The sequence below is a fragment of the Paramagnetospirillum sp. genome (genome assembly GCF_058402745.1).
Genome location: NZ_JBZVFI010000012.1, coordinates 194,991 through 217,248, shown reverse-complemented (window position 1 = coordinate 217,248; position 22,258 = coordinate 194,991). Strand labels below are relative to the sequence as shown.

At 64.4% G+C, this 22,258-nt stretch carries 25 protein-coding genes and 1 tRNA gene; 4 read left to right on the top strand and 22 right to left on the bottom strand.

Going from position 1 to position 22,258, the window contains the following annotated elements; all coding sequences use genetic code 11:
• Positions 1 to 44: 44 nt before the first annotated feature.
• The 16 genes from ACV4UZ_RS10485 to ACV4UZ_RS10410 all read right to left on the bottom strand — a co-directional run bounded on the left by ACV4UZ_RS10485 (position 45) and on the right by ACV4UZ_RS10410 (position 11,453).
• Positions 45 to 1,214: a hypothetical protein gene (locus tag ACV4UZ_RS10485; protein ID WP_491600802.1), complete on the bottom strand. Its 1,170-nt coding sequence runs from the start codon at positions 1,212 to 1,214 to the stop codon at positions 45 to 47.
• Positions 1,211 to 1,699 carry a nitrous oxide reductase accessory protein NosL gene (locus ACV4UZ_RS10480; RefSeq protein ID WP_491600801.1) on the bottom strand — a complete coding sequence of 163 codons (489 nt, stop codon included), beginning with the start codon at positions 1,697 to 1,699 and terminating at the stop codon, positions 1,211 to 1,213. Before ACV4UZ_RS10480 ends, ACV4UZ_RS10485 begins: the two co-directional genes overlap by 4 nt.
• Positions 1,700 to 1,827: 128 nt before the next feature.
• Positions 1,828 to 2,433 carry a nitrous oxide reductase accessory protein NosL gene (locus ACV4UZ_RS10475; protein WP_491600800.1) on the bottom strand — a complete coding sequence of 202 codons (606 nt, stop codon included), beginning with the start codon at positions 2,431 to 2,433 and terminating at the stop codon, positions 1,828 to 1,830.
• A 23-nt stretch (positions 2,434 to 2,456) separates the two neighbouring features.
• Entirely contained in the window at positions 2,457 to 3,146 is a 690-nt protein-coding gene (locus ACV4UZ_RS10470) for a sulfite exporter TauE/SafE family protein (protein ID WP_491600799.1), read from the bottom strand.
• Entirely contained in the window at positions 3,147 to 5,555 is a 2,409-nt protein-coding gene (locus tag ACV4UZ_RS10465) for a heavy metal translocating P-type ATPase (protein ID WP_491600798.1), read from the bottom strand.
• Positions 5,555 to 6,229: a hypothetical protein gene (locus tag ACV4UZ_RS10460; RefSeq protein WP_491600797.1), complete on the bottom strand. Its 675-nt coding sequence runs from the start codon at positions 6,227 to 6,229 to the stop codon at positions 5,555 to 5,557. The genes ACV4UZ_RS10465 and ACV4UZ_RS10460 overlap by 1 nt, the downstream gene beginning before the upstream one ends.
• A gap of 34 nt (positions 6,230 to 6,263) precedes the next feature.
• Positions 6,264 to 6,503 (bottom strand): hypothetical protein, encoded by a 240-nt coding sequence (locus ACV4UZ_RS10455; protein ID WP_491600796.1) that lies wholly within the window; start codon positions 6,501 to 6,503, stop codon positions 6,264 to 6,266.
• Positions 6,504 to 6,553: 50 nt separating this feature from the next.
• Positions 6,554 to 6,718, bottom strand: a complete 165-nt coding sequence (locus tag ACV4UZ_RS10450) for a heavy metal translocating P-type ATPase metal-binding domain-containing protein (protein ID WP_491600795.1) — start codon at positions 6,716 to 6,718, stop codon at positions 6,554 to 6,556.
• The gene (locus ACV4UZ_RS10445) at positions 6,715 to 7,203 is read right to left on the bottom strand and encodes a TlpA family protein disulfide reductase (RefSeq protein WP_491600794.1); all 489 of its coding nucleotides are present in this window, start codon (positions 7,201 to 7,203) and stop codon (positions 6,715 to 6,717) included. The genes ACV4UZ_RS10450 and ACV4UZ_RS10445 overlap by 4 nt, the downstream gene beginning before the upstream one ends.
• Positions 7,200 to 8,252 (bottom strand): hypothetical protein, encoded by a 1,053-nt coding sequence (locus tag ACV4UZ_RS10440; RefSeq protein ID WP_491600793.1) that lies wholly within the window; start codon positions 8,250 to 8,252, stop codon positions 7,200 to 7,202. Before ACV4UZ_RS10440 ends, ACV4UZ_RS10445 begins: the two co-directional genes overlap by 4 nt.
• Positions 8,252 to 8,929: an ABC transporter ATP-binding protein gene (locus ACV4UZ_RS10435; protein WP_491600792.1), complete on the bottom strand. Its 678-nt coding sequence runs from the start codon at positions 8,927 to 8,929 to the stop codon at positions 8,252 to 8,254. The genes ACV4UZ_RS10440 and ACV4UZ_RS10435 overlap by 1 nt, the downstream gene beginning before the upstream one ends.
• Positions 8,930 to 9,068: 139 nt before the next feature.
• The gene (locus ACV4UZ_RS10430; RefSeq protein ID WP_491600791.1) at positions 9,069 to 10,202 is read right to left on the bottom strand and encodes an ABC transporter permease; all 1,134 of its coding nucleotides are present in this window, start codon (positions 10,200 to 10,202) and stop codon (positions 9,069 to 9,071) included.
• Entirely contained in the window at positions 10,199 to 10,492 is a 294-nt protein-coding gene (locus ACV4UZ_RS10425; RefSeq protein WP_491600790.1) for a hypothetical protein, read from the bottom strand. Before ACV4UZ_RS10425 ends, ACV4UZ_RS10430 begins: the two co-directional genes overlap by 4 nt.
• On the bottom strand, positions 10,492 to 10,680 hold the full coding sequence (locus tag ACV4UZ_RS10420; protein WP_491600789.1) for a hypothetical protein: 189 nt from the start codon (positions 10,678 to 10,680) through the stop codon (positions 10,492 to 10,494). The genes ACV4UZ_RS10425 and ACV4UZ_RS10420 overlap by 1 nt, the downstream gene beginning before the upstream one ends.
• A gap of 60 nt (positions 10,681 to 10,740) precedes the next feature.
• Positions 10,741 to 11,061: a DUF2946 family protein gene (locus ACV4UZ_RS10415; RefSeq protein WP_491600788.1), complete on the bottom strand. Its 321-nt coding sequence runs from the start codon at positions 11,059 to 11,061 to the stop codon at positions 10,741 to 10,743.
• Between the two features lie 315 nt (positions 11,062 to 11,376).
• A tRNA-Arg gene (locus ACV4UZ_RS10410) sits at positions 11,377 to 11,453 on the bottom strand.
• A 269-nt stretch (positions 11,454 to 11,722) separates the two neighbouring features.
• On the opposite strand from ACV4UZ_RS10410, the gene ACV4UZ_RS10405 reads away from it, so the two are divergent.
• Positions 11,723 to 12,472 (top strand): hypothetical protein, encoded by a 750-nt coding sequence (locus ACV4UZ_RS10405; protein ID WP_491600787.1) that lies wholly within the window; start codon positions 11,723 to 11,725, stop codon positions 12,470 to 12,472.
• Positions 12,473 to 12,815: 343 nt separating this feature from the next.
• Here ACV4UZ_RS10405 and ACV4UZ_RS10400 read toward each other — a convergent pair whose 3' ends face one another.
• The 5 genes from ACV4UZ_RS10400 to ACV4UZ_RS10380 form a co-directional block, all read right to left on the bottom strand.
• Complete coding sequence (locus tag ACV4UZ_RS10400) at positions 12,816 to 13,892, bottom strand: IS5 family transposase (protein WP_491598929.1); 1,077 nt, start codon at positions 13,890 to 13,892, stop codon at positions 12,816 to 12,818.
• Between the two features lie 44 nt (positions 13,893 to 13,936).
• Positions 13,937 to 14,776, bottom strand: a complete 840-nt coding sequence (locus ACV4UZ_RS10395; protein WP_491600786.1) for an LAPAL motif-containing putative phage structural protein — start codon at positions 14,774 to 14,776, stop codon at positions 13,937 to 13,939.
• A gap of 735 nt (positions 14,777 to 15,511) precedes the next feature.
• Positions 15,512 to 16,354, bottom strand: a complete 843-nt coding sequence (locus ACV4UZ_RS10390) for a hypothetical protein (RefSeq protein WP_491600785.1) — start codon at positions 16,352 to 16,354, stop codon at positions 15,512 to 15,514.
• Positions 16,355 to 16,366: 12 nt separating this feature from the next.
• The gene (locus ACV4UZ_RS10385; RefSeq protein ID WP_491600784.1) at positions 16,367 to 16,801 is read right to left on the bottom strand and encodes a hypothetical protein; all 435 of its coding nucleotides are present in this window, start codon (positions 16,799 to 16,801) and stop codon (positions 16,367 to 16,369) included.
• Positions 16,802 to 17,394: 593 nt separating this feature from the next.
• A complete protein-coding gene (locus ACV4UZ_RS10380; RefSeq protein ID WP_491600783.1) occupies positions 17,395 to 18,387 on the bottom strand; it encodes a site-specific integrase in 993 nt (330 codons plus the stop codon).
• Between the two features lie 156 nt (positions 18,388 to 18,543).
• Between ACV4UZ_RS10380 and ACV4UZ_RS10375 the strand changes: the two genes are divergently transcribed.
• Positions 18,544 to 20,328 carry a hypothetical protein gene (locus ACV4UZ_RS10375; protein WP_491600782.1) on the top strand — a complete coding sequence of 595 codons (1,785 nt, stop codon included), beginning with the start codon at positions 18,544 to 18,546 and terminating at the stop codon, positions 20,326 to 20,328.
• A gap of 335 nt (positions 20,329 to 20,663) precedes the next feature.
• Here ACV4UZ_RS10375 and ACV4UZ_RS10370 read toward each other — a convergent pair whose 3' ends face one another.
• A complete protein-coding gene (locus ACV4UZ_RS10370; protein WP_491600781.1) occupies positions 20,664 to 21,302 on the bottom strand; it encodes a hypothetical protein in 639 nt (212 codons plus the stop codon).
• Between the two features lie 397 nt (positions 21,303 to 21,699).
• On the opposite strand from ACV4UZ_RS10370, the gene ACV4UZ_RS10365 reads away from it, so the two are divergent.
• Positions 21,700 to 21,843, top strand: a complete 144-nt coding sequence (locus ACV4UZ_RS10365) for a hypothetical protein (protein ID WP_491600780.1) — start codon at positions 21,700 to 21,702, stop codon at positions 21,841 to 21,843.
• The gene (locus ACV4UZ_RS10360; RefSeq protein WP_491600779.1) at positions 21,840 to 22,112 is read left to right on the top strand and encodes a hypothetical protein; all 273 of its coding nucleotides are present in this window, start codon (positions 21,840 to 21,842) and stop codon (positions 22,110 to 22,112) included. Before ACV4UZ_RS10365 ends, ACV4UZ_RS10360 begins: the two co-directional genes overlap by 4 nt.
• Positions 22,113 to 22,258 lie beyond the last annotated feature (146 nt).

The following is a 22,258-nucleotide window of genomic DNA, read 5'->3' as shown; positions in this document are numbered from 1 at the left end:
ACGCCGTTCGGGGGCTTTCCATTTTGGATTGCCGGGATGTCGCCTCAGTCCACGAAGACCGGGGCGAAGCCGCCGCCCGGGGTGCGGAAGTTGGTGGTCTGGCCCTGGTACAGGCGGGCGGCCAGCTGGACGATGCGGCCTTGCCAGGCATTGGCCCGGATGTCCACCTTGAGGTCGTCTCCGGCGTGGTCGAGGCGCAGGCGCGTCGGCGGCACGTAATGCTGGGCCACGTAGGGCGAGGCCAGGACCAGCGGCCAGGTGGAGCGTGACAGCTTCTCGCCGCGATAGACCGCCTTGCCGGCGTGGCCCTTGGCCGGCTTGAAGAACCAGCGCCTGCGCCCGGCCCACAGCTCCTCGGCGTTGGCGGCGGTGACCGGCACCGTGGGCGGCACCACCCGGGCCACGCTGGCGGCGATGTCGGCGCGCACGCCGATGGAGCGCAGCGCCTGCTCGTCGGACAGCAGCGCCATCACCCGCTTGTCGGAATAGAGGAAATGGGCACGCGGATCGGGGGTAACCACGGTCCGGCCCTCCCGCCAGGCCTCGGCCAGTGCCGCATGGGCCGCCGAATCCAGGCTGAAATCCACCAGCCGGTTATAGACCATGTCCACCGTATCGGCGCGGAACCGGCCGGGATCGATGATTTCAGCCTGATAGCCGGCCCGCTGGAACAGGGCGCGGTAGAGCTGGAACTCGGGCTCCAGGTACTGGCTGGGCGGGTCGTCGTCGATGATCGCCACCCGGCGGAGCGGAGCGTCGCCGCGCTGGCGTTCCCATTCGTCGCGGAAGGCGTCCAGCGCCATCGCCTCCACCTCGGGGGGCTCGCCCAGCTCGGGCCGGCGGGCGGCCAGGGCGCGGGCCTGCGCCGCCACCGCCAGCATGCCGCCGGGATTGGTGTTGATCTCGATCAGGCGCGGCCCGTCGGGGGTCAGGTGGAAGTCGAAGCCCAGCATCCAGCCGCCCAGGCCATGGTCGGGCAGGCCCTCGCCCCGGGCGATCTCCAGCGCCGCCCCGACCAGGACGGGATCGGCGAAGGCGGCGTCGAGGGCGTGGACCGCCCGCTCGATCCGCTCGACTTCGTGACGGGGAAGCAGGACGGCACAAGGCGACAGCAGGCCCTGGCGTCGCCGCAGGCCCACGCCGATGGCCGGGTCCGGCGATTGGGCGTCGATGGCCGCCCACATCTCGTCTTCGGGAACGGAAAGCGCCCTCACTTGATCTTGCCCGCGTCGAGCCCCTTCAGGAGTTCGGCGTTCACCTGCTCGAAGAGCACGATGCGCTTGCCCTTGTGATCGGCCATGAACTCGTCGGCGTCCTGCCTGGTGGCCAACGGCACCAGCTCATGGCCCATGGGGCCCAGCACGTCGGAGCCCACCACGAAGAACGCGCCGCGTGCGTCGATGGTCCGGACCCCATAATAATCGGTGACCGCGACGATGGCGATGTCGGCGGCCGTATGGCCGGGATCGAAGCGGCCCACGTCCCGCAGGAACTTGAACAGGTCCTTGGCGCCGTCGAAGTAGTGGGCGTGGCCGTCCTTGAACACCGCCGCCGCCACCCATTCCGGATACTTGGCGACGAACATGCCGCAGACCGGGCAGACGGAATTGGGTCCGGGCGGCGCCACCACCACCTCGCCCGCCTGGGCGCGGGCGGACAGCAGGAAAAGGGTCAGCAGCAGGGCGGTGAAAAATCGCATCGCGCGTCCTTATGAGTTCTTGGCGTCATTCCGAGCATGGCGAGGACTCCCCGCCTGCCCGCATGGTTCGGCACCGGCAGGGCAGACGGGGATCCCTCGCCACGGCTCGGGATGACGTTATCGGCCGGTCAGCCCTTATGCATCTGATGATCGCCCATCATCATCTTCCTGCGGCGTTCCTCCCGCTTCATGCGGATCATCATGGTGTCCTCGGCCATGCCCATATAGGCGAGCATCAGGGCCTTGTCGAAGTCGACCACCTCGCCGCTGCCCTTGGCGGCCTCGGCCGCCACCTTGGAGGCGAACGAGGTCTTGGGCTTCTTGGTCATGACGCCGCGATGGTCGCCGCCGATGACGTAGGACGCCGCCTCGGCGTTGGTCAGCGGCTTGATCGCCTCGCCCGAGCCGTTGTCAGGGGCGTAGATGGCCTTGGGCATCCGGTCCAGGTTGACCGACAGCGACACGGCGGCGCAGTGGATGGAACAGGTGCCGTCCACCAGATCGTCCGAGTAGTGAATCAGATGGCGGCTGAAATGGTACTCCTTGCGGTCCATGCCGCAATAGGGGCACTTCGGGTACTTGGCCAGTTCGTCCACCAGGGGAGTGGGGTCCTTGGGCTTCTTGGGGACGAACTGCAGAGGCGTGCCGTCGCCCTCGGCGGCGGAAACGGGAGCGGCGACCGTGGCGGCAACACTGAGGGCGGTGCCGGCCGCCAGGAACTTACGACGATTCATGTTGTTCTCCTCTCCAAGACAACTCACCAGTTTGCAAGGTTCCGCATCACCGCGAAGAAGCGCAGCCCCTGCATCAGGGTGGCCACGCCGAGCGCGATGACCACCATGGCCGCGCTCTTCAGCAGCCATCCGCGTGCCCGCGCCCCCAGGCGCGCCAGCACGAAGCTCACGAACAGCATGGAGGGCAGGGTGCCGAGGCCAAAGGCCAGCATCAGCCCGCCGCCCTGCCAGATTTCCGGCGCCGTGCTGGCCTTGACCGCCACGGCCAGGGTCAGGGCGCAGGGCATCAGCCCGTTCATCAATCCGGCCAGGGCGGCGCCCTTGGCGGCCCCCTTCGAGGCGGCGGCGAAGTAGTAGCGGCCGAAGGCGGCCATGGGCACGCCGATCAGCGGCAGCCGTCGGGGCAGCCAGCCCAGGATGTCGAGCCCCAGCAGGATCACCACCAGCCCGGCGACGATCTGCAGGATGCCCTGGACCTTGCCGACGATGCCGGTGGACACCAAGGCAAGGCCGAGCGCGGCGGCGATCAGGCCGACCAGCACGTAGACCGAGACCCGCGCCCCGTGATAGGCCAGGGCCGGCACCATTCCCCGGCCCGTCTCGCCCATGCGCACGAAGCAGGCCGACACCAGCGAGCCGCACATGCCGACGCAATGGCCGCTGCCCAGGATGCCGGCCATGAAGGCCAGGGTGTAGTCGATCTCGCCCGCCACCTATCTGTCCTTCTGCAGCCGGAGCGAGTTGGTCACCACCGACACCGAGGACAGCGCCATGGCGCTTGATGCCACCATGGGGCTGAGTTCGCCCAAGGCCGCGCCGGGAATGGCGATGGTGTTGTAGCCCATGGCCCACACCAGATTCTGGCGGATGATGCGCATGGTCTTGCGGGAAAGCTCGATCATCTCGGCCACCTTGGCGATGTCGCCGCCCACCAGGGTGACGGGGGCCGCCTCGATGGCCACGTCGGTGCCGGTGCCGATGGCGAAGCCCACGTCGGCCGCCGCCAGGGCGGGGGCGTCGTTGATGCCGTCGCCGATCATGCCCACCGATTCGCCGGCGGCGCGCAGCTCGGCGACGATCTCCTGTTTCCGGGCAGGCGAGGCCTGGGCCACCACCTCGGGAATGCCCACCTCGGCGGCGATGGCCTGGGCGGCGCCCTCCACGTCGCCGGTCACCATGATGGTGCGGATTCCCAAGTCGTGCAGGCGGGCGATGGCCGCCGCCGAGGTGGGGCGCGGCCGGTCGGAAATGGCGAACAGGCCGGCGAAGCGCCCGTCGATGGCGGCCAGCACCGGGGTCTGCCCGGCCAGGTCCGGCAGCGGGGCGGCGATTCCCCGCTCGGCCAGGAAGGCGTGGCTGCCCACCAGCACGGCTTGTCCGCCCACCTTGGCGGTGATGCCCTTGCCGATCGCGGCGCAGACCTCGTCGGCGCGGAGCGGCTCGACACCCAGCGAGCGGGCGTGGTCGATGACGGCGCGGCCCAGATGATGCTCGGAGCCCATTTCGGCCCCGGCCACCAGGGCCAGCACCCGCCCCCGCTCGAAGCCCGGGGCGATGTCCAGGCGCGACACCACCGGGCGGCCCTCGGTGACCGTGCCGGTCTTGTCGAACACCAATACGGTCAGGCCCGAGGCGGTTTCCAGCGCCTCGCCGTTGCGGATGTAGATGCCGCGCCGCGCCGCCTGTCCGGTGGCGGCCATGATGGCGGTGGGAGTGGCGAGGCCCAGGGCGCAAGGGCACGCGATCAGCAGCACCGAGACGGCGTTGCCCAGCGCGGTGGACAGCCTCGCCCCCTGGGCAAGCCAGGTGGCGAAGGTCACGCCGGCCACCGCCACCACGCCCGGCACGAAGACCGAGGAGACGCGGTCGGCCATGCGCTGTACCGGCAGCTTGGTGGCCTGGGCGTGATCGACCATGCGGACGATGCCGGCCAGCACGGTGTCCTGGCCCACGGCCCTGGCAGTCATGCGGAAACTGCCCGCGCCGTTGATGCAGCCGCCGATCACCGGATCGCCCGGCCCCTTGACCACCGGCATGCTTTCGCCGGTGACCATGGATTCGTCGATGGTGGTGCGGCCGCCCAGCACCTCGCCGTCCACCGGCACGCGCTCGCCGGGGCGCACCACCAGCACGTCGCCGACCACCAGATCGTCGACGGGGACCACCACCTCGACTTCGCCCCGCACCAGAGTGGCGGTGGGCGGCTGCAGGTCGAGCAGACGGCGGATGGCGTCGCCGGCCTTGCCCTTGGCGCGCTCCTCCAGCCAGCGGCCCAGCAGCACGAAGGAGACGATGCCCGCCGCCGCCTCGAAATAGAGGTGGTGGCGCCCGGCCAGCAGCGAGGCCACCGAATGGCCATAGGCCGCGCCGGCCCCCAGCGCGATCAGGGTGTCCATGTTGGCGGCGCGGTTCTTCGCCAGCTTGGCGGCGCGGGTGAAGAACGGCCGCCCCGCCCCCAGCACCACCGGGGTGGTCAACGCGAATTCCACCACGTGCCAGAACCGCGAACGCGGCATGGCCATGCCGATGGCCATCACCGGCAGGCTGAGAAGACAGGACACCATGGCGCGGCGCCGCGCCTCGCGCACATGCCGGCGTTCGCGCTCGACGATCATCTTGCGCTGGCTGAGCGTGTCCATGGGCCGGGCCTGATAGCCCAGCGCCCCGATGCGGGCCTCCAGCGCCGGCCGGTCGAGGGTGCCCACCACCGTGGCGGTGCCGGTGGCGTAATTGACGCTGGCCGAGCGGACCATTGGGTCGCGGTTGAGGCTCATCTGGATCAGGGCGGCGCACGAGGCGCAGGTCATGCCCTCCACCGCCACGCTGACCTCGCCCGCCGCCCCTTCGGCGCAGTCCACCGGCGGCGGCGCCTGTTTGGGGGCGCGGGCCACGTTGCCCGCCACGGTGTCGAGCAGTCGCAGCAGGTTGTCGGCCGGCATCAGCCTGGGGTCGAACCGCACCGCCAGCGAGGCGATGGCCGGCACCACCCGCACGTCCTTGATGGCGGCGTGCTTCCGGAGCAGGATGTCCAGCAGGCACAGGCGCTCGTCCTCGCCCTTCAGCGCCGGGACCAGGACGCGGACCCGGCGCCGCAACTGGTGGACGACCTGGATGGCTTCCATCACGTCTTCACCTTGGGCACCGCCCCCTTGCGATAGCGGACCAGCAGGAAGGTGAGGTAGATCACCGTCATCCACTGGTAGCGGAAGGCCCAGGGCCGGGGCAGCCACTGGCCGATGATGCGGTCCCAGTGGCTCCGGATCAGGTAGAAGGCCACCAGGTCGTTGAGGAAATGGATGATCCATTCCTGCAGATCGACCCCGCCGGGAATGGGCTTGCCGGTCTTGATGGCGACGATCTGGCGCACCACGTCCGCCTTGGCCTTGAGATCGTCGTAGCGCTGGCGAACGGCGCGGACCGGGGCCGCCGCCTTCAGCCGGTCGAGCCAGGAGGGCTCCACCGGTTCCTCGCCGGGGGCGGGCGGCTCCCGGTCCAGGTCCACCGCCTCGGCCACCAGCCCGGCCAGCAGCCGGGCGATGTCCGAGAGCGTGCAGACATCCTCGAACCAGCGGATGGACAGCTTGCCCGCACCGGTGAAGACATGGACGCGGTAGACGCCGTCCATGGCCTCCAGCCCGCCGGTCAGCACCGCCGCCGCTTCTGGCGTCCGCAGTGGTTCCGGCAGGTCGAAGCGTACATGGCCGGTCGAGCGGTGACGGATGGTCATCGCCTGCCACAGCACCCTGGCGCGGGCCTCACGGGCGGCCCGGGCCGCCTTCCCCCTTCCACCGATCATGCCATTCCTCCGATCACGGCGAAGACTCCCCCCGCTATTCCTTGGCCTTGGCTTCCTCGGCCTCGCGGGATTCCTCGACCAGATCGGCCAGGTTCTCCTTGGCGTTCAGAACCATGTCCTTGCCCATGTCGCTGGCCTTGGCCATTGCGGCGGTGATCTCCTTCCTGTACTTGAAGCCGAGATAGCCGATGGCGATTCCCGCCCCCAGCATCACCACCGGATGACCCAAAAGACGTCCGAACAGGCTCTTGCCCGCCACATATCCAACAGCCATGACGGCCCCCTTTCCCAGTTCATGTCCAAGATGGTTGGTTTCGTTGTTCATCATTGCTTGTCCCCTTTGTCTTTCACGGCATCCGGGTTCAGCATCACCCAGATGCCCCGGCAGCCTTCACAGCAGAACGCTTTGTCCTCTTCCCCGGCCTTCAAGTGTATGCCGTCCTTGGGCACCGGCAGCCCGCAAAGGTCGCAGGTCTCCGCCTCGCTCATAGAAGCTCCTCCACCTTGCGGCGGAAGGTGGCCTCGTCGGTCTCGCCCAGGATGCGGCCCTTGATCTTGCCGTCGCGGCCCACGAACAGGGTCATGGGCAGGCCGGTGACGCCGTACTGGCGGGTGGTCTTGGAGCCGGGGTCGAGCAGCACCGGATAGGCGATTCCCAGCTTGGCGATGAAGTCGGCAATGTCGGCCTTCTCCTGGCCGGCATTGACGGCCAGCACCTCCAATCCCTTGTCGCGGGACTGGCTCCAGACGGCCTGGATCATCTTCATCTCGTCCTTGCAGAACGGGCACCAGGTGGCCCAGAAGCGCAGGACCACCACCTTGCCGGCCAATTGGGCGGGATAATCTACCGTGCCGCCGTCCAGGGCGGACAGCTTGAAGGCCGGCGGCGCCTCGCCCACGTGGGGGGCCTTGGCCCCGCCCTCGCCGCAGGCGGACAGCAGCAGGAGGACGGCCAGAAGACGGAATACTTTCATGGCTGGCCTCCGGACAGGTTCAACAAGATGGAGTTGACGGGCGATTCCTCGACCAGGATCAGGATCAGGTGCGAGCGGAGGATCAGCCAGACCGTCACCGCCGCGAACAGGCCGAACCCAGCCATGGAGGCGCCGACGCAGCGGCGCGCGATGCGCGGTCCGGCCTCGGCCAGGCTGGGAATGCGTGAAGCCGGTGCCGCCACGCCGCCGCCCAGACCCAGCGCGGCCGCCGCGAACAGCGGCAGATAGAGGGCGTAGCCCACATGGCCGTACTCGCCCTTCAGGATGCAGAACGGGCAATGGTGCTGGGGCATTTCGTAGACGTAGACCGAGATGGCCGCCACCACCGCCTCCAGCGCCACCACGAAGGCGAGAGCCGAGGCCGCAGCATAGAGAATAGCGCCCTTGCCCGAACGCAGCACCCGGCGCCCCAGCAGCATCACCGCGCCAAGAGCCAGGACCAGGGCGGCCAGGGCGGCCTCGGGCGACACGGCGTTCAGCTTGTCGCTGGTCACCTGGGTATTGCCGGAAAACAGGGTGGAGCAGCACGACGCGATGACGTCGGCGCGCAAGCCCAGGAAATAGGCCAGCTGCACCCCGGCCGCGCCGGCCATCAGCGGCGCCAGGGCCAGCAACGCCCCGTACTTCACCCGCACCAGCGGATAGTCGTAGCCGCGCGAATCCACGTGGTTGAGCACCAGCCAGACGCTGGCGGCGAAGAACACGGTGATCTTGAGGTAAAGGGCGGGAAAGCCGAACTCGTTGACGTTCAGCGTTCCCACCGCGCACATGGCGCCGACGAACAGCGAGGACATGCGGTCGGCGTTGAACACGAACAGCACCAGCGAGGCCAGTTCCGAGGCCAGCACCACCACCAGCAGGGTGGAAACCAGATAGGTGCGCTTTTCCATCTCCAGCTGGGCCTCGGACCCGCTGGCGGTGTCCCAGCGTCGCAGCACGCCGATTGCGAAGGGCATGGAGGCGACCACCATCATGGTGCCGACCAGCGAGGCCAGCAGCAGGGCGATGATGGCCGGCTGGAACAGCATCAGCGCGCCTCCACCAGCTGGCCGTCGCGCAAGCTGACCACGTGATCGACCACTTCGGTGTCGCAGACCAGGGGGTCATGGCTGGTCATCAGCACGGTCTTGCCCGACGCCTTCAGGGTCTCGACGATGCCGAGGAACTGCCTGGACCGCTCGCTGTCCAGATTGGCGGTGGGCTCGTCGGCGATCACCACCTCGGGGTCGTTGATCAGGGCGCGGGCGATGGCGACGCGCTGGGCCTCGCCGCCCGACAGCCACTCGGCCATGGAATGGGCCTTGGCCCCGATGTCGAGACTCTCCATCAGGGCGTGGGCGCGCGCGCTCAGCTCGCCCCGGTCGGCGCCTAAGGGATAGGCGGGGATCATCACGTTCTCGTGGGCGCTGATGCCCTTCAGCAGGTTGAACTGCTGGAACACGAAGCCGAAGGTGGAGCGGCGGATGTCGGTGAGGAACCGCTCGGGCAGGCCCGAGATGTCGCGGTCCTTGAGCCGCACCCGCCCCGAGGTGGGCCGCGCCAGACAGCCCACCAGGGTCAGCAGCGTGGTCTTGCCCGAGCCCGACGGCCCCCGGAATACCGTCACCCTGCCGGCCCGAACCGTGAGGTCGATACCCTTCAGCGCCCAGAACTCGTTGGCCTTGCCCTGGTTGAAGGCCTTTCGCACGTCGGAGAGGTGGATCATCGCGAACCTCCGCCTGTCATCCCGACGACCATCGGGAGGGGGGATCTCGTCCTGATCCGGCTTTTCCATCGCGGCATAGCCGGAGCAGACGGAGATCCCTCGCTTGCGCTCGGGATGACAATGGGGCTTGTGGGGCGGCTCATCGCATCACCGTATCCGGATCGACGATGGCGGCGCGCCAGATGGGCACCACGGTCGCGATGGTGTAGGGAAACACCGTGAAGAAGAACAGGGTGGCCACCTGCAGCTCGTCGACGAAGGGTGTCAGCCGGTACTTGGGATACAGCACCGCCCAGCCCTTCAGCACCGGCTCGAACAGCCCCGCGCCCAGGTGGAAGACGTGGGCATAGGCCAGCAGGTAGCCGACCAGGAAGGCGGAGAGCGACACCACCAGGCCTTCCATCATCTTGAGGCGGATGACGTCGCCGGTTTCCCAGCCCACCGCCTTCAGGATGCCGATCTCGCGCCGCTCCTCGGCCGACAGGCCCGACGCCTTCTCCCAGGCGAAGATGCCGAAGGCCAGGATGGACCCCGCCAGCAGCACCAGCAGCATGCCTTCGCGCCAGTCGAACACCGATTCATAGGTGCGCAGGATCTCGTCCCTCAGCACGATGCGGGTGTCGGGCAGGGCCGCGTCGATCTTCTCGGCGATCTTGCCCACCTCGCGCGGGTTGCGCACCGAGACGGCCAGATCGGTGAACAGCCCGGCGGGAATGCCGAACAGGCGGCGGAAATCCTCTTCCGCCACCAGGAACAAATCGGCGGAGACCAGGGCGGAGTCCCGCGAGATGGCGCTTTCCACCTTGAACTGGACCAGCGAGCCGTCATGGGCGCGAAAGCCCATCAGATCGCCGGGATCGGCGTTGCGCGCCCGCACCACGCCATCGCCGATCACCACCTTGCCCGGCTCGACGCGGGGATTGGTCGGCACCATCAGGGTGTAGTTGGCCGCCGCCGCCGGATCGAACAGATAGCCCCACAGCCTCCCTTCCGCCGATTGCACGCCCCGGATGCCCTTGATGGCCTCCAGGTGACGGGCGGGGATCAGGTCGTGGCGTCCGGCCACCATGCGCTGGACCAGCACTTCCGGGCTCTTGGCCAGCACCAGCGCCGCCTCGCGCCGCACCGCGTGGGAGAACAGCATCACCGAGGCCAGCACGAAGACGATGGCGGTATAGACCGCCAGCATGCCCAGCGTCTTGCCCCGGCGGCGCGACAGCGACGACAGGCTGAAATCCAGCAGATTGCGCTGCCTGTTGAGCCAAGCCCTCATGGCCGCGCCTTCTTCATGGGCGGCGGCAGCAGCGATCCGGTGGGGAAATGATCCATGGCGAAGGGATGATCCTGAAAGGCGGAATGCAGGTCGGCCATCGCGGGGTGGCGGGTGTAGCGGGCCTCGGTGAACAGGACCAGGTCGGTGAGCCCGAGGCGCTCCACCAACTCGGCCCTGGAGTCCAGCGCCCGCGCCTCGCGGACGCGCCCAAAGGCGGCGTCGGCGAAGCTGGCGCCCAGCAGGACCAGCAACGCCGCCGACAAAAGCAGAAAGGCGTCTGATTTTCGCATCAGACTCGGGCCGCCGCCTTCATCAGCACCACGCGCAGCGCGCCGGTCAGGCTGGGCCCCACCCCCAGGCTCTGCGACAGGGCGGGAACCAGGATCAGGGATGCGACGGTCAGGCCGGTGCCCAGCACCAGCGACCCCAGGCCGGGGTGACTGGCCTTGTCCGCGCTCTTGACGGTGGAAGTGCTCATGTCTCGTCCTCCAGACTCCATGACGGCAAAAGGCGACCGGCGGTCGCCACGGGCGTAAGGTCAGGAGTGGGAGGGTGGCCCGCGCTGGCTTTGCGGCAGATGGACGGAAGGCGCGACCCCGTCCGCGTCCATGGGCGGAAGCAGGGTGAACAGCACGCCGCGGGGCAGGACCGGTCCGATGGGCGCCGGGGGCGTCAGCAGCTTGATGCCGGCCTGAAGCTGGCAGAACTGGCAATGGTCGTGGACGAACTTGGCCGGAGCCGGCGCATCGGACTCGGACGAGGAATGGCAGATGGACGCCGCCAGATCCAGCTCGAGGGCCGCCGCCTGGGCCGGAGCCATGGGCAGCAGCAACTGGAAGGCCAGGGCCAGGACGGCCAAGCACGCCCCGAGCCGCCCAAGGCCGCTCGACCGCTTCGCCGTTCCTGCCGCTTCGCCTCGAACCAAAACCTTCGCCCCTCCGGGCCGATCTGATTTTGCTAAATTAGCACAGCGCCGCGACACGTGTCACCGCCCTCATGCCGGGTGTTCCGGCGGGGCGTCCCTGGAACGGCGGCGCCATTCCAGGGGGCCATGCTGAGGCCTTTTCAATCCTGGGGCGTTGATCTTGGTCAAAAGACGCCGTGCCGAAATTCCACCGTCCCGACTCCGGGGCGGGGAGGGTAGGGTCCATCGGACATTCGACGACAAGGAGATTGGCGCAACCGGTAGGATTCGAACCTACGACCTCTGCCTTCGGAGGGCAGCGCTCTATCCAGCTGAGCTACGGCTGCGCGGGTCTCGACATGCGAGAGGGGTTGATATAGCGCAGGACGGGGCGGATGGCAAAGGGGGAAACGCGGGCAGACCCCTTCGGCGGAACGTTGCAGGTTGGTGTGCCGGCGGGGCGCGGTGTCGCACGGGTGTGGCGGGCGTGTGCCGGGGGAGCAGCGAAGTAGCACCACCCATAAACACCCGCGTCAGAACGGGCTGGACAGGCACAGGGCTGGCGCGCAGGCTTGGGCCGATAACCAAGTTCGAGTTGGCAGCCCAGAGAGAGACCATGAGCCAAGTCTCGCTTTTCGGTAAAATACGCGAGCACGTGAACCTACTGCGCGGGATCAGTCGCTCCCCGACCCAGATAGCTCAGCAGCTTGCAAGCAACGCTTTCGTGGTGGTGCCGCACCAAGACGACGCGCTGGCCTTTCTGGTTTCCGCCGACTTGCTCGCTTACTTCCAGGGCGTTGGTCAGATGCCAGACGGTGAGAGCGTTATCGCGCTTTACCGCAGGGCCCTGACCGATGGCGGTCACTTCGAGGACGCCAAAACTAAGCCAGTCAGGTTCAAGGGCGAGTCCTATTTCAAGGACCCCGTGCTTGATCCCTTCGCCGCCTCGCTCAAACTGCCGCAGGCCAAAGGGCTGACTAGAATGGCGTTCACCAGCGACGTGGCCGAGGCTCTGCTTGCCACGCTCGGCGATGCCATGAATATGGAGGTCTATTGGGAACGGAACAGTCAGCGCCAGTATGGGGTTGATGTCACATTCGCGCGAGACACTTCGCACGCCATTTGTCTGCAGCCTAAAATGACGGTCAAACCGCCTTATGCCCAAAATAGCACGGACTGGCGAAAGGAGCACCGCCGGATGCAGGAGAACAAGGGCAGGCTCCGCAGACACAACCGTCTAGTCCGGCAGGCCGAGGACGTAGACTTCATTGCAGTGTCCAATGCCGAGATACACCCTGAAGAAATTGAGCGGATGAAGCGCAGTAGTATCGGAGTATTTTACCTGCACACATATTGCGTCGATTAAGGGGCGAGGAGGTCGTGGGCAATCGGTCCTTCAGGTGCATATCCCGAGGATCCCAAACAGCCCAGGGGTCGCTATCTTTTCTCCCCAGCCTCAGAGTCAATTTCCAGCGTATGTTGGAGTGGACCGTGCCATACACGATGGACTTCTAAGACTTTATAGCGGTTCTTGAACGCTCCCTTCTTGGTTCTGGCTTCCGTTATCTCAAGTTGGACGCCTCCGGAAACTCGATTTCTGACGTTCAGAGACGGTCGGCGTGGGCGCGTTCCGGCCTGGCCGTGATCTGAAGAGGAACTTTTGGTCCAATTCTGAGGTTGAATTGCCTCGGCATTCCCCTTCCTTGGGGTCATGCGGCGGCCGTTTTCTCCAGCCAGCACCACCGTTTCATATTGTAGGCAATATTGACCAGGGTGATCGTCGCCTCGGCCCTGGCCTTGCCGATGGTTCGGATGAAAAGCCCCATGCGGTCCTTCTGCTCGGCAAAGACGTGCTCGACGCGGGCGCGGATTTTGGATTTGACCGCATTGGCTCTCGCCGTGGCCTTGGCCATTGGTTTGCCTCTCGGCTTCTTGCGGTGGATGTGGCTGACGCGGCCATGGTCGGCCAGGAAATCGTCGTTGGCCTGGGAGCGGTAGGCGGTATCGGCCCACACCGGTGAGGCGGTATTGTTCGGATCGATCAGCCCCTCCCGCAGTCGGGCACCGTCCGCCGCCGCCGCGTCGGTCACAATGCAGCGGCGGATGATGCCGTGCAGGCGGTCGATGGAGATATGGCTCTTGTAGCCGAAGACCGGAATGGCGATGTCGATCTGCGGCTTGCCATCCGCCGTCGGCTTAGCCTTGGCGAATTTCACCGTCCAGCGGGCATCTCGATCCTTTTGCCGCAGCTTGGCCGGCTTGTCCGTCCACGCCTCGGGGATCTGACCGGCCTTGATCGCCTCCTTCTCGCCATCGCTGTTGCGCTGCTTGGGCGCCGCTACCAGGGTGGCGTCGATGATCTGGCCGCCCATGGCCAAATAGCCGGCAGCGGAAATCGCCTGGTCGAGCGTGTTGAACAGCCGGTCCAGCGCCTTGGTCTTGATCAGCGCCTCGCGGAAATCCCACAGCGTGTTGGCGTCGGGCACCGCGTCTCCGGGGCGCAGGCCGCAGAACCGCAGCCAGGTCAGGCGATCCCGCACCTGAAACGCCGTCTGCTGCAACGACAGGCCATACAGCCCTTGCAGGACCAGCATCTTGAATTTTAGCACCACGTCGAACCCGGGCCGGCCGCCCTTCGACGGATCGGAGCGCCGAACCGCCTTGGTCAGCGCCGGGCGAAATTGCTCGAAGCGAACCGTCCGCTCCAGTTGCTCCAGCGGATCGCCTTCCGCCGACAGAGCCTCAAGGCTGTGCTCGAAATCCCAGAAACCGGCTTGCCCCTTCATCTCGACCTCCCGGTGATCCCAGGGAGAATCGAATCACAAAACCGTCAGAACCGCCAGTTTCCGGAGGCGTCCAGTTTGACAAAATAAACGTCTCGGGTCGTGGTATATCCGCGATTAATAAATTCTTCGACAATTTTAGTTTCGCTGACATCGGCTGCGATTATTCGATCACCATGCCGGAATTTGAGGACCTTTGTGCCCGTGTCGTAGATCGGAGCATGCAGGATTAGGCGCGCATCTATATATTGCGGCTGCAGAGGCGCGCAATCATCTGGGGGAGCGCACGCTTCCTCTAACTTTGGGACGTCCTCACGGCCGAGCAGTGGCACCGGATCGCCTTCGTCCTCCTCACCAAATATTTCCAGTTTATCTATGCCAGGACGGGCGACCGTGCGCCCCACTTCTCCAATGGATGCTCTAACTGCGGGGCTCTCGCAGAGTTGGTAAACATTGCGATTAATAGTATAAGTATTTCCGCTTCCTAGAGTGGTGATTACGTTGTTGCCGTCGATCGCTGATTTCTCGACTTTTGCAATCGGCTCTGCCCCCTTTTCCTTCAAGAACTGGATGGCGCCAATGCCAGCCCCAGCTCCGGCACTTAACAGTCCGAGATAAAAGAGTATTTGCTTTGGTGGGATCCGCGCCAACAATGGCGCGGCTTGATCTACTAGCTTGTTTAGGTTCAGGTGAACCTTGAAGCATTTATGTTCGAAGTTGGCGCTTACGGACAGTTGCATGGGCGCGTTTGGCCCATTTAGCTCAATATTGGCGGTATTGATTAGACGATTGAGGGCTGCGAGGGCGGATGCGAGATCTTCGGCCTTCATCAGGCCGTTTCGAACGGCCGCGCCTTCATAGGCCACGCTGAATTTGGCAGCATCCATGGGAGATCCGAAGCTCCTAATGATTGAGCGAGGTTCTCACTGCTAAACGCGCATGGCAAGGGGGGAATTACAACCCTTGTTCGCTTATTTGCGCCGCGCGCACTCGGCGCCGGTGCAGTTCTTACACCGCGCTGACCTTGTTGGCCGATTTCCTGGTAGCTGCCCTATAAGCCAATTTTCTGTTTCGCTCGCGCTCACAGCAAAGCCGCGTTCTGACCGCCATTTTGGTGGTCGCTGGCTGGGGTTGGCGCAGTCGCTGCTACCTCGCCCATTTTGGCTCAGTTTGCCAGCCAGCGACCATCTGGGCGCGACCGGGCGCGCTTGCCCGAAAAATTTTTCCGAGGAAATGCGGTGGAATTTCGTTGAATTGGCGTGACAGGGATACCACCACCGCCGGAGGCGCCTGTATAAGGATGGGTGCAGCGTTGCTTGCAACAGTGCCGCCACCCCCGTCCCGGGGAGCCCATTTTTCTAGGACTTCGCCCTCCTCCCGGGGCGGGTAGAAAAATGTCCGTCGCCCGCGCTTTGCGACAAGGGGGCGGAGCCCCCGCCGGAGCGGAGCGCGAGCGACGAACTATTTGCTTGATGAACCTGGGGGACTTGATCACCTGTAACCCTACTAACCTATAGCGCCCCGGGGAGCGTTAAAGTGCAGTCAGGTCAACGGGTTGCTGGAAGTGGAGCCAAACGCTTTGGTGCCACCAACCAGACCCCGTCCACCCAATGCTCATTCGCCTACCGGACCAGCGGCCCGAAGTGCTTCCTGATCGTCTCCATCTTGCTCTTGATGGCACCCCGCGAGAGGCGCCTGCCAGTAATCAGCTCGAACCAGCGCGCGACTTCCGTCGGGGAAGTCGTCTGCTCCGCACCGGGGTAGCTCGGCTCCATCGCGATTGCGGTGGCCAGCGACAGATCGCCCCACTCCTCCATGTGACGGGCAAGGTGGGGTTTCCTGCGGCGAAGCCCCATCAGGGCACGCTCGAAATCCTCAACCTCCCCCCGCAACGCCTTCCACCGTTCACGGATGCCGTCGTCCTGAAGGGTGGCGAGTTCCCACTGCTCGGGCCAACTGATACCCAGATCGGCAATTTTCGCCTCCCGACGCCACTTCGTAGCGGCCAACTCGGCTGCCAAGTCGAAGTTGAACGGGCTCGTGAGATAGAGGTCCCGGAACCGGCCGGTCGCATTCCTCCGGCCCGTGACATACAGCCAGTGGAGATCGATCACCTGCAGGTCATTTGCCAGCAGCGCGTCGCCCTCCGGGTATTGCCCCTTCAGGCGAGGCCTTGGGCGCCGGTTGGGCCTGAACCGAGGGGCAACGTGGTGCCATTCATTCAGGGCCACATTGAGCGACACGATCTCTGACCGATGGTGCTGGTATTCGAGCTTCTCGCGACTGATCGTCTGCAGCCTGATCAGAACCTGCTGCGGCTTTGCTTCTGGGCAGTCGAGAGGGGTGGGGAAGCGGTATTCCGCTTCCCCGGCTTCCGTGTCCGGGAGGGCGTCGCTTCCCGGGCGAGCTTCCTCCGCCCAAGAGGCGATGAACTCATCCAGCGCGCTGCCATCCAGTTCGCTCATGCCAGGGCCTCCTTACGCTGCGCAACGGGTCGAGGCGTCGCGGATGACGCAGTCAGCCACGTTGAGGATCTCGCGAGCGAACTGGACCGCGTCGTCAGGGCTGAGAGTGACAGCGTCCAAGCCCCCGAAGAAGGTGATGCACGGCGGGGATATCTCGCCCAACACAAAAGGCACCTGGTCAAAAGGAAGCTTCTTCAGCTTGCTCTTCTTCGGCTTGGGCTTGCGAGCGCCGATGAGCGCAAGCAAATCGCGCCTGCGGTAATAGACCTGCCGCCCGATGACCTCGTAGGGAATGTAGCCGCAGTGCCGGTTGCGGCCCCGACGAAGATCGGAGAGCAAATGGGTGATATCGATGTCGGGAATATGGGGCGACAGGAACTTCACGGCCTCCGAAACCGGCAGGAGGCCTTCCATGTAGGTGCTGGTGTGGGCGTGATGATGGGTCATTGTGTTGTCCTCCATTGTTGGTGCCGTGATCGGCTGAGGACACCTATTTATCCCTCACTATTGGGCTTCGCGCGTGTCGGTGAATGGTGTTCCATTGGCGGACACCTTGGGAAAGGGAGGTGAGGCAGTGCGCCGGGCGCGGAAGACAATCACCCTGAGCGAATATCAGCACCAACTGCTGAAGCGTGTTGCTGATGCGTATGGGTGCGGCATCACGGAAACCCTGCACCGCCTGTTGGAGCAGGAATGCCAAAGACTGCCCGAAGTTCGGAGGCCAATGCCGCCGGGCTGGGAATTGTCGGTGAAGGGCGACAATTTGCTGGTTAGCTCGCCAGTCGGGGAAGCGGCAATACCGCTCAAATTCTGTGCGGCTATAGCTGACAAGATCGAAGAAGAGATCAACAGCGACCCCAATTCGTATCGCTTGGTATGCGCCTACGATTTCGAATCCCGTGAGGGCTTCCATTTTGGCGCCCTCATGAAAATTGGGAAGGGTATTTCGTTAAAGGTGGGGCAGGGACGAGAAAGCACGGGCCTATCGTTTCCGGAGGTGAAGCTTCTGCTGTCCCTTATTCGGAGTTATGCCTTGCCCTCTAACCAAGCCGGGCCACCAAGTCCTCGGCCCGCAGGTGGGTGTAGCGCTTGAGCATGGTCAGCGTTTTGTGGCCGCTGATGGTGCTGACTTCCATGATGTCGAGGCCCTTCTCGAACAGCCGCGAGACGGCTTCGTGGCGCAGGTCGTGGATGTGCAGGTCGCCCACCCCGGCGCGCTGGCGTAGATGCTCCCAGGCGAGGCGGATGGCGTTGCCCGAGACGGGGAAGACGCGCTCGGCGTCGCGGTCGGGTTGTTGCATCAACCCGGTCAACGTCTCGACGGCCCGCGACGACAACGGCACGTCCCGGCTCTCCCCGTTCTTGGTGATCGACAGATGGGCAATGCGGCGCTCCAGGTCCACGTTCTCCCACCGCAGCCCGAGTATCTCGCCCCGGCGCATCCCCGTCTCGACCGCCAGGATGATCAGGGGTTTCATCCACGGGTTCCGGCCCTCGTCGGCTGCAGCCAGCAGCTTGACCTCCTCGTCGCCCTCCAGACGGCGGGAGCGGCCCTTGGGTGCGCTGGGACGACGAACCAATTTGGCGGGGTTGCGGGCGAGGTGGATGCCCCATTCCCGCTGGGCCACGTCGAGGGCGTGGCTGATGGTGTTCAGCTCGCGGATCACCGTCGCCGGGGCCACCGTCTTGAGGCGTTCGTCACGATAGCCGGCGAGGTCAGTGCTGGACAGCAGGGCCAGGGTGCGATGGCACACGTCCCGACGCAGCATGGCGTTGATGCGGATCGTTTCGGTTTTGGCTGAGCGCTTGGTCGGGGTGATCTCATCCTGGTAGCGGGTGAGGATGTCGCCCAGGGTGGTTTGTTCGGCGACCTTGGTGTCCGGGACGTAACCGGCGGCATCGACCTGGGCTTCCAGGTCGCGCGCCCATTTCTCGGCGTCGGACTTCTTTTCGAAGCTCTTGCTGCGAGGCGCAATGCCCTTGCGTCGCACCATCGCCTGCCACTTGCCCCGGAGCTTCCTTATCGTCGCCATCGTCCTCGTCCCTTGTGGTCGTTATCGGCACGGGTAGTGAAGGACGCCGCCGAGTCGGTGCCAAGGGCGGTAGTTCGGCAAACGATCGATGAACTGCAAGTCTGGACGATAACTTAGGGGCGCCATATGATCAGGGCGACGTCTCAGGAGTTGACCATGCTCCCTCCTACCGCTGCCGGCAGTGCGGGCTCGCTTTCGGATTTGAAGCCCTACATATCCGCTCTTCTTGGAAAACTGTCTGCGACGGTGCCGGCTGCTACGCTGGCTGGCTATGTCGATGCGCTAATGTCGCAGTTTGTTGGATACGCCCGAAATGGGAGAGGGAGAAGCCGAATAAGGGCTGGCGCACCTTCAGGTGCAATCAGTATCAATGGCCTCCAAGTTGCCAGCTTAAAATATATTCGCCGATCACCTGTGAGCTGGACGACAAGCAATCTCCACCACCTCGAGCACCATCTATTGCTGGTGCTTGGCTCACCTTCATTTGTGGCAATTCATGCAACCGATGAAAAACTGCGCGAAGATATTGGAGAGCATCTTCGCCTCGGCATTTCGGTTCCGTCATACCCTGATTTATTCAGGGTTAGTGAACAACTGATGTCCGAACATCTAGTGCTAGGAAACACGAGCACAATATGGTTGTCGGGCACGCATGGAGCATCACCATTAAAGGCGAGCAGCAAAATATTAGCCGGACCAAATATAGAGTATGCCCTGGATCCTCTAGAGGATCAGAGTTTTTGCTTTCGGGCGGCGCGTTGTCGCCATCCAAATCTAACAAAACTACTGGGTGTTGCACCAGAAAATGCGCGTATCTGGCTAGGTCCCGCATCGGATGTGCATGAGTTTGCTGCTATTGTCGATGGTATTTTTTCTGAACTGAGCCAGGCCTCTACCGGGCGAGTGCCTTACCCGCGCTTAGCTCAGAAGGTTCGTCATATAGCGGCAAACCAAGTCGCGGGGGCCTTCGAGTTTAGCTTGGTTCCTCCGGATTTATTGGAATACGTCCCGCCATCGGTCGCAGCCAATCCTGGCATAGCATCTGTAATTGACGGCGCGTCGTTTCGTGTTACTGCGCTAGCATCGCCAGACCTTCAGGTGGAAGCCGTGTTCGATGGAACCCCTGTCGGAAGGTTTGATGTTTTAGTTAACATTTCTCCAGATGGCGGCGTTGCCATCGATCTGCGCAACCATGTGCATTATGGCGTTAACAATAATGCCTTTGATGAGATCTTGGTCTATTGCTCAGATAAAAGCCTCATAAACATAAGATACGACTCTTCGCACAGCGTCTCTGGCAATAGTTTGTTTAAAATAAATTTTCGGTCAGTCCAATTTGACGGCTTTGTTCCAACGCCAGGTCTTAATGGGCTAATGCCGGAAAAGCCAACCCCTATAACAGCAATTGGAAGTGGGAGCAGTATATTCTGCTGGGTTCTCAACCACTTCCAATCAGGGTGGCTGATGTGTGACGACGGAGCCCTGGAAAAAGCGGATTTTATCCACATTGACCCAGCTACTCGCCTCCTAACGATTATCCATGCAAAGGCTGGGCAAAGTGCGGCTCAAAATATATCCGTGAGCGCCTACGAAATCGTCGCAAGCCAAGCAGTTAAAAACCTCCAGTGGATAGATAGGGTGCAACTTGTTTCATCAATAAGCGCTGTGAATAGGCCAAGCACTAGATATTGGTATAACGGCCATCCGCAGCCAACCTCGCATGGGTTTATGAATGCGGCAACAGCACTCGGGGCAAATTATTTCACGAAGGTGATGATCATTCAGCCTGATTTGTCATTCTCCGCTCGAGCCACTGTTTTGGGGGGCGCGCCAGGAACTGCAAACCGCAGGCGACTGGATCAGCTTCACACGCTGTTGGCCAGCGCGGAAAGCACATGCAGGGGCCTCGGCGCCGATTTTGAGGTTCTTTGCGCCCCCTGATCGGATCAGCCGATGTGGCTGGTTCGTGCCGCGGGCGACGCCGCTGCAGCCAGCCGCAACATCACATCCCCGGCAACGTCGCGGGCGGCAAGGGGCGGTGTCTTGGGAAGGGTGGCCTATCCGTCCACCTTCGGAGGGCAGCGCTCTATCCAGCTGAGCTACGGCTGCGCGGGTCTCGGGTGAACGAGAGGCGAGGTTTATAGCGCAAGGCCGCCGGTGTGGGAAGGGGGAAGGTGCTGACGCGAGCAACGCCCTCCCGCGGCCTCGGTCGTCGGTTCGAATCCTACCGGCTGCGCGCCGTGCCGGGAGTGAATAGGCCGCCTCTCCGTCTCTCGCTACGAACGACCCTGCAGGATGACGCGGACCTCTTGCTCGCCGTCCTCGCCCTGGTCGATGACCGGCCGGACCTTGAAGCCGGTGAGCACGACGATCAGGAACGGCACGATGAAGCTGCCGAAAATCGCCAGGAAGACGGCAAGCGCGAGACCGGCCCCGAGGGTCGAGAGAATCTGGTGGAAGCCATCGACAATCAGCGCCCAGATGACCGCGGCGAGGGAGAGGAGCACCGGTCCGATCAAGCCCATGTCGGCGATACGCCGCTCCAGCGGGGTGGGGCGGGTGTTGCGCGAGAAGTCGAAGAACCAGAACCGCTCGCCCCATATGCGGATCGCCAGCCCGATCAGCGGGGCCGACAGAAAGGCCCAGGCGAGCCAGACGATAACGGTGGCGGCGCACGCCGTTTGCCAGCCGACCCAGTAAAGCAGTCCGGCGATGGCGGGAAGGATGCAGGTGGGGGCGCGCCAGAACAGCATGTGGGTCTTGGAGTGGATGCGGTAGTTGAGCACCCACGGGGATGACCCGCGCGACAGCTGGTTGAACTCCAGCGACACCAGGGGAGCGTCGTTCCTGTTTCCCGAGGCCCCATCGGCCCCAGTTGTCGTTTGGCGGAAGGAATGTTCCGTGCGTCGAGTCATGCCCGGCTCTCCGATGTCGCGTCGGCGGGCGGCATATTCGCCCAGAACCGGGCCGATGACAAAGAGGGAAGGCGAGGGCGCCGGCCGATCCCTCCGAAGGCACATCGGCGGCGAAAATGCGGGATCTCCATTGAAGGCCTTGCGATCTTCCCGCCACACTGGAATGTTGTCGCGCAGGGGAGGCCGTGGCCGGAAGGGGAAAATGGGCGAACTGGATGTCGGGCGGGAGCGGGGGACGGCCAGGGCCGTCCGGATGGTCACCTCCTGGCCCATTGTGCTGCTGACCATGGCCGGCACGCTGGGCGGCGCCTGACTGACCTTCCTGATCGGCGGTGCCCTGCTGTTCTCGGGCAAGCCCCAGCCGACGCCGTTCGCGCTCTATCCCGGCCTGGCCCTGGTGGCGCTGCTCCTCCCCATGCTGGTGTCGGCCATCCTGCGCGTCCTCGGGCGGGGGCGTTCGGTGGTCGTGGCAACGCAGGGGGCGTCGTTGCTGGCCAATGGCCTGTTCTGGCTGGGGATACTGCTGGAGTTCACGCCGTGAGACTGATGATCCGGTTGGTCGGCTTTGCCGCCGTGCTGTTCGGGCTGGGATTGGCCGGGGCCACGCTGTTGGTGGATGCGGGCGAGCTTCAGGTGCTGTTCGGGGTCTTCGCCCTGGGCGGCCTGCTGATCGTCCTGGTCGGGGGAGCCCTCCTGGGAATCGGCGCCCTCATGGGGCGGGGCAAGACGAAGGCGTCCGGCCCCCGCCTCACGCCCGAGCAGCAGCAGCTTCTGGACGCCCGGGAGTTCCAGGCCACCCGCCGCGATTGACCGGCGGCGCGGATCAATGACCGGGCGAGGGGACGTGTCCCGCGATTGCGCCCCGATTCGTTCCCGCTTGTATGTCCAGCCTGTCAGGCGTTAAACCAGAAAGAAAAAGCAAAGTATCGGAGCGCCGCTTGTCGTTGGGGGGGCGT